The sequence below is a fragment of the Marinibacterium profundimaris genome (assembly GCF_002210095.1).
Lineage (GTDB): Bacteria > Pseudomonadota > Alphaproteobacteria > Rhodobacterales > Rhodobacteraceae > Marinibacterium > Marinibacterium profundimaris.
Genome location: NZ_AQQR01000004.1, coordinates 99967 through 111786, shown reverse-complemented (window position 1 = coordinate 111786; position 11820 = coordinate 99967). Strand labels below are relative to the sequence as shown.

Annotated in this window: 11 protein-coding genes; 6 read left to right on the top strand and 5 right to left on the bottom strand. The window is 66.1% G+C overall.

Annotated elements, in window-relative coordinates; genetic code table 11:
- Positions 1 to 210: 210 nt before the first annotated feature.
- From ccrA to ATO3_RS11565, 6 genes are all read left to right on the top strand, one after another.
- Positions 211 to 1500: a crotonyl-CoA carboxylase/reductase gene (gene ccrA, locus ATO3_RS11585; protein ID WP_088650027.1), complete on the top strand. Its 1290-nt coding sequence runs from the start codon at positions 211 to 213 to the stop codon at positions 1498 to 1500.
- A 198-nt stretch (positions 1501 to 1698) separates the two neighbouring features.
- On the top strand, positions 1699 to 1923 hold the full coding sequence (locus ATO3_RS28815; RefSeq protein ID WP_158217951.1) for a hypothetical protein: 225 nt from the start codon (positions 1699 to 1701) through the stop codon (positions 1921 to 1923).
- Positions 1841 to 2581: a helix-turn-helix transcriptional regulator gene (locus tag ATO3_RS11580; RefSeq protein ID WP_198963262.1), complete on the top strand. Its 741-nt coding sequence runs from the start codon at positions 1841 to 1843 to the stop codon at positions 2579 to 2581. The genes ATO3_RS28815 and ATO3_RS11580 overlap by 83 nt, the downstream gene beginning before the upstream one ends.
- Before the next feature lie 152 nt (positions 2582 to 2733).
- Positions 2734 to 3372, top strand: coding sequence for an acyl-homoserine-lactone synthase (locus ATO3_RS11575; RefSeq protein ID WP_088650026.1), 639 nt, complete (start codon positions 2734 to 2736; stop codon positions 3370 to 3372).
- 42 nt (positions 3373 to 3414) lie between these two features.
- Positions 3415 to 4947, top strand: coding sequence for an AAA family ATPase (locus ATO3_RS11570; protein ID WP_088650025.1), 1533 nt, complete (start codon positions 3415 to 3417; stop codon positions 4945 to 4947).
- On the top strand, positions 4944 to 5672 hold the full coding sequence (locus tag ATO3_RS11565) for an SDR family oxidoreductase (protein WP_088650024.1): 729 nt from the start codon (positions 4944 to 4946) through the stop codon (positions 5670 to 5672). The genes ATO3_RS11570 and ATO3_RS11565 overlap by 4 nt, the downstream gene beginning before the upstream one ends.
- A gap of 656 nt (positions 5673 to 6328) precedes the next feature.
- On the opposite strand, the gene ATO3_RS11560 is transcribed toward ATO3_RS11565, so the two are convergent.
- The 5 genes from ATO3_RS11560 to ATO3_RS11540 all read right to left on the bottom strand — a co-directional run bounded on the left by ATO3_RS11560 (position 6329) and on the right by ATO3_RS11540 (position 11791).
- The gene (locus ATO3_RS11560) at positions 6329 to 7090 is read right to left on the bottom strand and encodes a TIGR02186 family protein (RefSeq protein WP_088650023.1); all 762 of its coding nucleotides are present in this window, start codon (positions 7088 to 7090) and stop codon (positions 6329 to 6331) included.
- Positions 7090 to 8010, bottom strand: coding sequence for a sulfite exporter TauE/SafE family protein (locus tag ATO3_RS11555; RefSeq protein ID WP_088650022.1), 921 nt, complete (start codon positions 8008 to 8010; stop codon positions 7090 to 7092). Before ATO3_RS11555 ends, ATO3_RS11560 begins: the two co-directional genes overlap by 1 nt.
- 92 nt (positions 8011 to 8102) lie before the next feature.
- Positions 8103 to 9068: an ABC transporter permease gene (locus ATO3_RS11550; protein ID WP_088650021.1), complete on the bottom strand. Its 966-nt coding sequence runs from the start codon at positions 9066 to 9068 to the stop codon at positions 8103 to 8105.
- Positions 9068 to 10162, bottom strand: coding sequence for an ABC transporter permease (locus tag ATO3_RS11545; RefSeq protein ID WP_088650020.1), 1095 nt, complete (start codon positions 10160 to 10162; stop codon positions 9068 to 9070). Before ATO3_RS11545 ends, ATO3_RS11550 begins: the two co-directional genes overlap by 1 nt.
- Positions 10163 to 10258: 96 nt before the next feature.
- A complete protein-coding gene (locus ATO3_RS11540; protein ID WP_088650019.1) occupies positions 10259 to 11791 on the bottom strand; it encodes an ABC transporter ATP-binding protein in 1533 nt (510 codons plus the stop codon).
- Positions 11792 to 11820: the final 29 nt, after the last annotated feature.

Here is an 11820-nt window from a genome sequence, read left to right as displayed (position 1 = left end):
ACAACCGTCCTCTTGACCCCAATCCGACGCATCTCAGGGCATATCCGGGCGGATGCCGCAGGCGCGAAGGCTTTTTCTGCACCTGCTGGGTCATAAAATTACAAAACAGATAGATTTGGTGTTGCAATATTGCGCGGATATTTCTAGGTCACGTTCTGACCAGCGCCTTCTGCGGCGCGGCACGACATGGCTGAGGATCAGGAGGCTCTAATGGCATTGGATACCGAAAGCGGCATTGCCCAATACGAGGCGCCGGAGAAGGACCTGTACGAGATGGGGGAGATGCCCCCGATGGGCTTCGTGCCCAAGAAGATGTACGCATGGGCGATCCGCAAGGAGCGCCACGGCGAACCGGACACGGCCATGATGGAAGAGGTCGTCGACGTGCCCGAGCTCGACAGCCACGACGTGCTGGTCCTCGTGATGGCGGCCGGGATCAATTACAACGGTGTCTGGGCCGCGCTTGGTCAGCCGATCTCGCCCTTTGACGGACATGGCGCGCCCTATCATGTCGCGGGCTCCGATGCGTCGGGCATCGTCTGGGCCGTCGGTTCAAACGTGAAGACCTGGAAGGTCGGGGATGAGGTCGTCATCCACTGCAACCAGGACGACGGCGATGACGAGGAATGCAACGGCGGCGACCCGATGTATTCACCCAGCCAGCGGATCTGGGGCTATGAAACCCCGGACGGGTCCTTCAGCCAGTTCACCCGCGTCCAGGCGCAGCAGCTCATGCCACGGCCCAAGCACCTGACCTGGGAAGAGGCCGCCTGCTATACGCTGACACTGGCCACCGCCTACCGGATGCTCTTCGGCCACCCGCCGCACGAGCTGAAGCCGGGCATGAATGTGCTGGTCTGGGGCGCCTCGGGGGGCCTTGGCTCCTATGCGATCCAGCTGGTGAACACTGCGGGGGCGAATGCGATCGGCGTGATCTCGGACGAGACAAAGCGCGACTTCGTCATGAGCCTGGGCGCCAAGGGCGTGCTGAACCGCAAGGATTTCGACTGCTGGGGCCAGCTGCCCACCGTGAACACGCCGGAATACGCGACGTGGTTCAAGGAGGCGCGCAGCTTCGGCAAGGCGATCTGGGACATCACCGGCAAGGGCAACAACGTCGACATCGTCTTCGAACACCCCGGTGAATCGACCTTCCCGGTCTCCACCTTCGTGGTGAAGAAGGGCGGCATGGTTGTCATCTGCGCCGGCACCACCGGCTTCAACTGCACCTTCGATGTCCGCTATCTCTGGATGCACCAGAAGAGGGTGCAGGGGTCGCATTTCGCCCATCTCAAGCAGGCGGCCGCGGCCAACAAGCTGATGCTGGAACGCCGGCTGGACCCCTGCATGTCCGAGGTCTTCGAGTGGAAGGAGCTTCCGGCCGCCCACATGAAGATGCGACGCAACGAGCATCTGCCGGGCAACATGTCGGTCCTGGTTCAGGCGCCGCGGACCGGACTGCGCACCTTCGAGGACGCGCTGGAAGCCGGCCGCCGCTGACCCGGCCCTGTGGATAACTGCCCGAATCGCCCGCTCGACAGAGCGGGCGGTTTGCGTTTCAAAGCACGGTCGCCGCATTTCAAGACCTTGGCCCGGCCCCCCCTCACCAGATCTGGGGAGAAAAAACCCGCGAATGTCCTAACACAAGGGCGCATGCTATGGTTGTGTTAAGCACTCATTAACTCTCTAGGAGCGAGCATGACCATGCAGAACGATTGGATACTGGACGTTCTCGCCGACCTGAAATCCTTTGCCACGGCCAACGGAATGACAAACCTGGCCGAGCAACTGGATGATGCCACTCTCATCGCGGCGGCCGAGATTGCGTCCCAGGCGGAGAATGCGCGTGGACGGCTCCAAGATAACGCGACAGGACGACCTGAACAGGATTCTCGAGGCGCTGGACGACACCAGCGAGCTTGAGGGACTTCAACGGGCCACCGAGGAGATCCGCGATCTCTACGGGATCAATCACGTGGTCTATCACTGGGTCGACAGCGCCGGCGAACAATATGGCTGCGGCACCTATGCGAACGCCTGGCGTGAGCGATACCTGCAGCAGAATTACATCCGCATCGATCCGGTGATCATCGGCTGCTACCAGCGGTTTCACCCGGTGGACTGGAAGCGGCTGGACTGGACGGGCAAGGCGGCGCGCGCCTTCCTGCAGGAGGCGCGGGCATACGGGGTCGGCAACCAGGGGTTTTCCGTGCCGATCCGGGGGCCGAACGGGCAATTCGCGCTCTTCACCGTCAGCCACGATTGCGACGATGATGTCTGGTCCGCCTTCACCGCCGCCCACAGCCGCGATCTGATCCTGATCGCCCACTACTTCAACCGGAAGGCTCTGGAATTCGAACCCAACCGGCAGCCCGAGGCGGCCCAGACCCTGTCGCCCCGCGAGGTCGATGCGATGACCCTGCTGGCCATGGGCTACAGCCGCGCGCAGACCGCCGAGACTCTGTCGATCTCGGAACACACGCTGCGGGTCTATATCGAAAGCGCCCGGTTCAAGCTGGGTGCGATGAACACCACCCATGCCGTCGCCCGGGCGCTGGCCCGGGGGCTGATCATGGTCTGACCCGCCCCCTGTCCCCGGGGACCGAGACCGCCTGCCAGGGCGGGCGAGGGGGTGTTGCGCCCGAAACAGTTAACACCAAGACCGCCGGTCCGAGGCGATCTTAACCAAGATCAACGCAGGCTTTCCCCATCGCACGACGAAGGGGACATCCAATGCTGCGCTACATCTATGCTCACGACCTTCACAAGCATCCCGCACTCGCCCGCTCCATGTTCCGCGACCGCACCTGCCAGTTCCGCGATCGCCTGGGCTGGCCTGTCCAGGTGAACGACGCGGGCGAGGAACGCGACGCATATGACGCGCTCGATCCGCTCTACGTTATCTGGCAGAACGACGACGGCAGCCATGGCGGCTCCATGCGTTTCCTGCCCACCACCGGCCCCACCATGGTCAACGATGTCTTCAGCGACATCATGGGCGGGGGCGCCGTCGTCTCGCCATTGATCTGGGAATGCACCCGCTTCTGCCTGTCCAAGGACGCGAAATCCAATGTCGCCGCGGCCCTCATGCTCGGCGGCGGAGAGGTCATGACCGGCTTCGGCATCCGCCATTTCGTCGGTGTCTTCGACGCCCGCATGCGCCGCATCTACCGCGCCATCGGCTCCTGCCCCGAAATCCTCGGCAGCCGGGGCGAAGGCCGGGACGAAATCTCGGTCGGGCTCTGGGAATTCTCCGAAGCGGCGCAATCGAAGGTCGCGGTCCGCGCCCGGGTCTCGCCCACGATGTCGCGCCGCTGGTTCGATCGCGATTTCGGCGGCCCTGTCCGCCCGATGTTCGCCAAAACCGCCTGAGCCCATCTGGCGCCCGTGCAGGCGCGGCCTTATGGTCGCGCCATGACGGTCCCCGCGCTTACCTTTTCCGACGACCAGGCCACGGCTTACGACAGCGTCACCGAGATGCTGCGCAAGGCCGGCGTCAACCTCGACGATGGCCTGCTGATCCCGCCCAGATCCGACGGCGCCGGCGTCGCCGCCGTGATCGGCAAGGCCGGATCGGGCAAGACCCTCCTTCTGGCTGAACTCTACAAGGCCCTGGCCGAGGCGGGGGTCGAGGTCGTCTCCGGCGATTACGAAAGCCGCCGCAAGTCCGACCGCCGCACGCTGGCGATCCTGGCGCCCACCAACAAGGCGGCCTCGGTCCTGCGCCTGCGCGGGGTGCCGGCCACCACGATCCACCGCATCCTCTACACGCCCGTCTATGATCCGGAATACGAAAAGCTCGCCGACTGGCTGGCCGGCAGCGTCGAGGAGCGCCCCGTGATCGAGGACCTCTCGGACGAAACGCTCGACCGCGCCGCCGCGCTTTACAAGGCGAACAAGTCCATCCCCGGCACGCTGGCCGCGATCGGGCTGCGCGGGTCCGATTTCATCACCGGCTGGAAGCGGCGCGAAGGCCCGCTGGACATCGGATTCGTCGATGAAAGTTCGATGCTCGACGACCGCCAGTTCGAGGATCTGAAAGAGATCTTCCCGACCCTCCTCCTGTTCGGCGATCCCGCGCAGCTGGCCCCGGTGAACCAGTCCGGCTCCATGGTCTTTGACGCGCTGCCCGAGCCGCGCAAGCTGATGCTCTCGCGCATTCACCGGCAGGAGGCCGACAACCCGATCCTCGACCTCGCCCATGCGCTGGCCGACCCGGACCTGCGCTTCGAGGATTTCGAACGCATGGTCGAGGAGAAATCCCGCCAGGACGACCGCGTCGTCTGGGGCCAGCGGGTGGAGGTCGACCTGATGGCGCGCTCGCCCGTGCTGGTCTGGCGCAATGTCACCCGGATCCGCCTGATCAACGCCTTCCGCACGGTCTATGGCGCGCCCGAGGATGCGCTCCTGCCCGGCGAGCCGCTGATCTGCGACGGGATCGAACTGCCCCTGAAACACCGCAAGCGCCGGTTGGATCTCGAGGCGCGGGGCCTGATCAAGGGGGCGCAGGTGGTCTATCTTGGTCCCGGGCGCAAGCCGGGGTTTTCGCGGCTGCACGTGATCGGCGCCGAGGATCCGCAGGTCTCTGCCGCGTCGATCGTGAAGATCGAGAAGCCGGAAGAGGAAGAGCCCTTCATCCCCTTCGCCGCCCGCATGGGCGCGACCTTCCTGCACGGCGCGGCGGTGACGATCCACAAGGCGCAGGGCTCGCAATGGGACACCGTTCAGGTCTTCGCCCCCGACCTTTTTGCCGCCGCGCGGACAGGGCGGGTGGAGGCGGGGCAGCCGCTGTGGAAACGGCTGGCCTATGTCGCGATCACCCGCGCACAGGAGCGGCTGATCTGGGTGGTCCGCAACCGGCTGGCAAAACCGACGATGCCACTGAGCACCGAAGACCTGCGCGCCGCGCCTGCAGCGGCACTTGAACTGGAAGGGGAGGAACCATGAGCACCATCATCATCACCGGGGCAAGCTCCGGCATCGGCGAGGCCACCGCGCGCGCCTTTCTCGATGCGGGCTGGACCGTCGGCCTGATCGCCCGCCGTGCCGACCGGCTCGAGGCGGTGGCGCAGGGCCAGGACCGCGCCGTCGTCCTGCCCTGCGACGTGACCGATCCTGACGCGGTGGAACAGGCCTTCGACGGTTTCGTCGAACAGACCGGGCGGCTGGACATGCTGTTCAACAATGCGGGCATGTTCGGCCATGCCGGCCCGATCGACGAGGTGCCGGTGGAGAGCTGGCTGCAGGTGGTGAACGTGAACCTCACCGGCATGTTCCTCTGCGCGCGGCAGGCCTTCAAACACATGCGGCGGCAGGATCCGCAGGGCGGGCGCATCGTGAACAACGGCTCGATCTCGGCCCATGTGCCGCGCGACGGGTCGGTCAGCTATACCGCGACCAAGCATGCCGTCACCGGGCTGACCCGGACGCTGAGCCTTGACGGGCGGCCGTTCGACATCGCCTGCGGGCAGATCGACATCGGCAACGCCCGCACCGACATGGTGGCCGAGCAGCACGAGCGGGCCATTGCCGCGGGGCAGGAGCCGGATCCGTCGATGGACGTGAAGAACGTCACCGACGCGCTTCTTTACATGGCGGGCCTGCCGCTGGAGGCGAATGTCCAGTTCATGACCGTCATGGCGACAAAGATGCCCTATATCGGCCGGGGCTGATCCCGGGGCGCCTTCTTCTGTTCTGACGGCGCCAGGCTGGGGCCGGGGAATGAGGTATTTGGGCAAAGATGAAGCAGGGGACGGCGCGCGAAGGGTCCGGCCGTGGTGCGGCTGCGGGCATGGCGTCCCTGATCGGTTCGTGGCGCCGGGGGAGAGTGCGGACGCCTCCGGCGGGAGGTATTTGGGACCAAGAAGAAGACAGGGCGTGGAGCGTGTCCCACGCGTGGGACACTTGGCCGCCCTTTGGAAATCAAGGGGTTACAGCGGCGTTTTAACGGTGCGTTAGGGATTTGCGCGCCACGCCCCTGGTTTCACCTTTGGAAAAATACTCCGGCGCAGCCTCTCCGCCCGCGCGACTTTCGCAGCAGGGCGACCCCGGCGGGCGCGCCCCATTCCGCCGCCACCGCGAAGAACGGCGAGGGCAGGGCGCAGACCATCGGCGGCCCCGCCTGCGCTACTTTCGCAGCTGAGCGACCCCGGCGGTCGCGCCCCATCCCGCCGCGACCGCGATGAACGGCGAGGGCAGGGCGGAGACCATCGGCCGCCCCGCCCGCGCTACCGTCGCAGCAGGGCGAACCCGGCGGACGCGCCCCATCCCGCCGCGACCGCGATGAACGGCGAGGGCAGGGCGGAGACCATCGGCCGCCCCGCCCGCGTTACCGTCGCAGCAGGGCGAACCCGGCGGACGCGCCCCATCCCGCCGCCACCGCGATGAACAGCGAGAGCAGGCCGTAGACCATCGGCTGTTCGCGCGAGAGCTCGAATATCCAGCGTTCCAGCCCGACCTTCTGCACGTCGATCAGCGTCTCGTATTGCGAGACCACGTTGCCGCTGCGGGTCAGGAAGATCCGCGTGACATAGGACCCTTCGGTCAGGTTCGCGGGCATCGAGATCGAGGTGCGGAACAGCGTGTGTTCGTCCACCGCCACCGCGCCTTCCAGCCGTTGATAGAGGTCCGAGCGGGTGCGGATCCGCACCAGCGCCTCGGTGAAGTTGTAGGCGTCGGTGATGCTGGGCGGGGCGCCGACCAGGCGGATCGCGCGGTTGATCGTCACGTTGTGGCGCAGGTTCTCGGTCGCGCTCAGCACCTCGTCGAGAGGGCCGGAGGAGGCGACGGCGTAGAAGCTGGGCGCGAGATCGACCTCGACCGCGTCGGTGTTGACCCAGATGCCCGCACGCCGGTCCTTGCGCCGGACCATCACCGGCTCGAACGGGCCCGAGACTGTGATCACCACTTCGATCGGCGGATCCTCGACGATGGGGGCCTCGCGCTTGACCGCGCCGAAGATCAGCAGGTCGGAGCCGTCGAAACTGGTGGTGATCGAGACCTTGTCGCTCGACAGGCCCAGCACGACCTCTTCGGCCCGGGTGGACAGGGGCACAAGCAGCAGCAGCGGGATCAGCGCCAGCCAGCGCATCAGTTCAGCACCGGGTTCAGCGAGTAGATCTCCGCCGGTTTCAGAAGCAGGTCCAGCGCGAGCTTGCCGCAGACCGCAAGAACGAGGCTGGCCAGTAGGATGCGCAGTTGTTCGGCCTTGAGCCGCAGGCCGATCTGGGTGCCGAACTGCGCGCCGACCACGCCGCCGACCAGCAGCAGCAGGGCCAGAACCGCATCGACGGTGTAGTTCGTCGTGGCATGCAGCATCGTGGTGAAGGCGGCGACGAAGGTGATCTGGAAGAGCGAGGTGCCCACCACCACCTTGGTCGGCATGTTCAGCAGGTAGATCATCGCCGGCACCATGACAAAGCCGCCGCCGACCCCCATGATCGCCGAGAGCACGCCCACCAGCCCGCCGACCAGCAGCGGCGGGATCACCGAGATGTAGAGCCCGGACGTGCGGAACCGCATCTTGACCGGCATCGCGTAGATCCAGCTTTTGTGCCGGCGGTCGCGGCGCGGCTGGGGCCCGACCTTTTTCGCGCGGCGGATCGCGTTCAGGCTTTCGACGAACATCAGCGCGCCGACGATGCCAAGGAAGACCACATAGGAGAGCTGTACCAGCAGGTCCACCTGGCCCAGGCTTTTCATGTAGTTGAAGATGTAGATGCCGGAGCCGGACCCGACGAGTCCGCCCACCAGCAGCACGGTGCCCATCCGGAAATCCACCGTGCGTCTTCGGAAATGTGCAAGCAGCCCCGAGACGGAGGAGGCGACGATCTGATTCGCCTGTGTCGCCACCGCGACCGCCGGGGGGATGCCGATGAAGAACAGCATCGGCGTGGCGAGAAACCCGCCACCGACCCCGAACATGCCCGAAAGGACGCCCACCAGCCCGCCAAGGCCGAGGATCAGGAACGCGTTGACCGAGACCTCGGCGATGGGGAGATAGACTTGCATGACCCTACAATAAATCCCCCCCGCAAGGAGGGGCAAGCGGGTATGGCGCGCAAGGCGCGCCATCGGGTTTCACATCGGCGGGAAGAGCCTGGTCAGCGTTCCTTGACATAGGGTTCGCCACCCGCGCGCGGCGGGATCGCCTTGCCGACGAAGCCGGCCAGGATCACGACCGTCAGGATGTAGGGCAGGGCATCCATCACCTGCACCGGGATCACGATCCCGCCCAGGTCGATGTTCTGGAAGCGCAGCGCCACCGCCTGGAGCAGGCCGAACAGCAGGCAGGACCAGAGCGCGTGCCAGGGCCGCCACTTGGCGAAGATCAGGGCGGCCAGCGCGATGTAGCCGCGCCCCGCGGTCATGTCCTTGACGAAGCCGGCCTGCAGCGCCGTGGACAGGTAGGCGCCGGCGATGCCGCAGAGCACGCCGCAGATCAGCACGGCGGCATAGCGCAGCCCGGTGACCGAGATCCCGGCGGTGTCGACCGCGGCGGGGTTTTCGCCCACGGCGCGCAGGCGCAGGCCGAAGCGGGTGCGGAACAGGATCCACCAGGTCAGCGGCACCATGGCGAAGGCCAGGTAGACCAGGATCGAATGGCCCGAGATGAGCTCGGCATAGATCGGGCCGATGACCGGGACGGGTTCAAGCGCGTCGGCGAAGGGCAGGGTGATGCCGGTGAAGCGGCCTGCGCCGGTCAGCGAGGGCGTGCGGCCGCCCTGCTGGAACCAGTCCTGGGCGACCAGAACGGTGAAGCCCTGGGCCAGCATGGTGACCGCGAGGCCCGAGATCAGCTGATTGCCCCGGAAGGTGATCGAGGCGAGGCCATGCAGCGCCGAAAGCAGCACCGAGGCGGCGATGCCCGCCAGCAGGCCCAGCCAGACCGAGCCCGAGACATAGGCGATGGCCGCCGACAGGAAGGCCGAGGCCAGCATCTTGCCCTCCAGCCCGATGTCGAAGATGCCGGCGCGTTCGGAATAGAGCCCGGCGAGGCAGGCCAGCAGAAGCGGCGTGGTCAGGCGGATCGTGGAATCCAGGACCTGGATGAGGGTGATAAAATCCATCAGGCCCGTCCCTTGCGCATCGACAGGAAAAGTTTTTCAAGCGGCATCCGCACCATGTTGTCCAGCGCGCCGGTCAGCATGATCACCAGCGCCTGGATCACCACGATCAGCTCACGCGGGATGTTCGTCCAGAGCGCCAGTTCCGCGCCGCCCTGGTAGAGGAAGCCGAAGAGGATCGCGGCGAGGAAGACGCCGAAGGGATGGCTGCGGCCCATGAGCGCCACGGCGATGCCGATGAAACCCGCGCCCTCGGTGGCGTTGAGGACCAGGCGCTCGGCCTCGCCCATGACGTTGTTGATCGCCATCATGCCGGCCAGCCCGCCGGAGATTAGCATGGAGATCATGATGATCTTGAAGGGCGAGATCCCGGCATAGAGCGCGCCGGGTTCCGAATGGCCGTAGGCGCGGATCTCGTAGCCCAGGCGGGTGCGCCAGATCAGGACCCAGACCAGGATGCAGGCGAGAATGGCGATGACGAGGCTGAAGTTGACCGGCGCGGCCTTGGAGAACTGGATGCCGAAGGGCAGCAGCATCTCGTGCAGGGTGGGCAGGTTGACGGCCTCGGGGAAGCGTTCGGTGGCCGGGTCCATGGAGCCGGCGGGGCGCATCACGTTGACCAGCATGTAGTTCAGGAAGGCGGAGGCGATGAAGTTGAACATGATCGTGGTGATCACGATGTGGCTGCCGCGCGCGGCCTGCAGGTAGGCGGGGATCATCGCCCAGAGCGCGCCGAAGGCGGCGGAGGCGGCGATGGCGAAGACCAGCGCGATGGTCCAGTGCGGCCAGGGGACGTAGAGGCAGACCAGCGCGACGCCGAGCCCGCCGAGCATGGCCTGCCCCTCGCCGCCGATGTTGAACATGCGGGCGTGGAAGGCGACGGCCACGGCGAGGCCGGTGAACATGAAATTGGTCGCGTAATAAAGCGTGTAGCCCCAGCCGTAGGTGGAGCCGAGCGAGCCCTGGACCATGAGTTGCAGCGCTTCGACCGGGTTCTCGCCGATGGCCAGGATGACCAGCGCCGACAGGAACGCGGCCAGGATCAGCGAGATCAGCGGAATCAGGATGACGTCGGCCCAGTGGGGCATCTTGTCCATGTCAGGCGGTCTCCAGGTTGGTCGTGCCCGGGTGCGGCACGGGGGCCGCGACGGTCAGGGACAGGCAGGCGGCTCCGGCGCGCGGGCAGAGGCGGGTCATGCCGTGGCCTCGCGGGGCCCGGAGACACCGGCCATCAGCAGGCCCAGCTCTTTCTCGTCGGTCTGGTCGGGCAGGCGTTCGCCCATGACGTGGCCGTCGAACATCACCGCGATCCGGTCGGAGAGCGAAAAGATCTCCTCCAGCTCGACCGAGACCAGCAGCACGGCCTTGCCGGCGTCGCGCAGGGCGACGATCTGCTTGTGGATGAACTCGATCGCGCCGATGTCGACGCCCCGGGTGGGCTGACCGACAAGCAGCAGGTCGGGATTGCGCTCGATCTCGCGGGCGACGACGATCTTCTGCTGGTTCCCGCCCGAGAAGTTCTTGGCCGAGAGCCAGCCATCGGCGGGGCGGATATCGAACTTTTCGATCTTGCGTTCGGTGTCGGCGCGCAGTGCGGCGTTGTCCATCAGCAGGCCGCGGTTGTAGGCGGGGTCGTGATGATAGCCGAAGGCCACGTTTTCCCAGGCGTGGAAATCCATGATCAGCCCTTCGCGCTGGCGGTCCTCGGGCACGTGGGCGATGCCCTTGTCGCGGATCGCGCGGCCGTTGGCGCCGACCAGTTCGACCGGCTGGCCGTTCAGCAGGACCTCTCCGGTGCCGGGGCGCATGCCGCCCAGAACCTCGAGAAGCTCGGATTGGCCGTTGCCGGCGACCCCGGCGATGCCCAGGATTTCCCCGGCGCGGACCGAGAGGTTGATGCCCTTGACCCGTTCCACGCCCTTCTCGTCGCGGACATGCAGGTTGCGGATCTCCAGCACCTTGCCGCCGGGCTGGGCCGGGGCCTTGTCGACGCGCAGCAGCACCTTGCGGCCGACCATCAGCTCGGCCAGCTCCTCGGGCGTGGTCTGCGAGGTCGTGCGGGTCGCCACCATCTCGCCGCGCCGCATGACAGAGACTTCGTCGGTCGCCTCCATGATCTCGCGCAGCTTGTGGGTGATGAGGATGATCGTCTTGCCCTCTTCGCGCAGCCTGTGAAGGATCCGGAAGAGCTGATCGGCCTCGGCGGGCGTGAGCACGCCGGTGGGCTCGTCCAGGATCAGGATCTGCGCCTCGCGGTAGAGCGCCTTGAGGATCTCGACACGCTGCTGCATGCCGACGCCGATCTCGTCGATACGGGCGTCGGGATCGACGTTCAGCCCGTATTCCTGCGCGAGGTTCAGAAGCGACTTGCGGGCGCGGGCCAGCGAGGGCTTCAGCAGCCCGCTGTCCTCGGCGCCGAGGATCACGTTTTCAAGGACGGTGAAATTCTCGACCAGCTTGAAATGCTGGAACACCATGCCGATGCCGGCGGCGATGGCGGCCTGGCTGTCGGGGATCTGGGTTTCATTGCCGTTGATCCAGATCTCGCCCGAGTCGGCCTTGTAGAAGCCGTAGAGGATCGACATCAGGGTGGATTTCCCCGCGCCGTTCTCGCCGATGATACCGTGGATCGTGCCCGGCCGGACGCGGATCGAGATGTCCTTGTTGGCCTGGACGGGGCCGAAGGACTTGGAAATGCCCTTCAGTTCGATGGCGGGGGCGGTCATGCGGGCACTCTTTTGTCGGAGGGGCGCTC

Excerpts from the sequence above, each read along its gene's own strand:
- ccrA (WP_088650027.1), top strand. The coding sequence starts at position 211 with ATGGCATTGGATACCGAAAGCGGCATTGCCCAATACGAGGCGCCGGAG.
- ATO3_RS11550 (WP_088650021.1), bottom strand. The coding sequence starts at position 9,068 with ATGGATTTTATCACCCTCATCCAGGTCCTGGATTCCACGATCCGCCTG.
- ATO3_RS11570 (WP_088650025.1), top strand. The coding sequence starts at position 3,415 with ATGACGGTCCCCGCGCTTACCTTTTCCGACGACCAGGCCACGGCTTAC.
- ATO3_RS11560 (WP_088650023.1), bottom strand. The coding sequence starts at position 7,090 with ATGCGCTGGCTGGCGCTGATCCCGCTGCTGCTGCTTGTGCCCCTGTCC.
- ATO3_RS11565 (WP_088650024.1), top strand. The coding sequence starts at position 4,944 with ATGAGCACCATCATCATCACCGGGGCAAGCTCCGGCATCGGCGAGGCC.
- ATO3_RS11545 (WP_088650020.1), bottom strand. The coding sequence starts at position 10,162 with ATGGACAAGATGCCCCACTGGGCCGACGTCATCCTGATTCCGCTGATC.
- ATO3_RS11575 (WP_088650026.1), top strand. The coding sequence starts at position 2,734 with ATGCTGCGCTACATCTATGCTCACGACCTTCACAAGCATCCCGCACTC.
- ATO3_RS11555 (WP_088650022.1), bottom strand. The coding sequence starts at position 8,010 with ATGCAAGTCTATCTCCCCATCGCCGAGGTCTCGGTCAACGCGTTCCTG.
- ATO3_RS11580 (WP_198963262.1), top strand. The coding sequence starts at position 1,841 with ATGCGCGTGGACGGCTCCAAGATAACGCGACAGGACGACCTGAACAGG.
- ATO3_RS11540 (WP_088650019.1), bottom strand. The coding sequence starts at position 11,791 with ATGACCGCCCCCGCCATCGAACTGAAGGGCATTTCCAAGTCCTTCGGC.
- ATO3_RS28815 (WP_158217951.1), top strand. The coding sequence starts at position 1,699 with ATGACCATGCAGAACGATTGGATACTGGACGTTCTCGCCGACCTGAAA.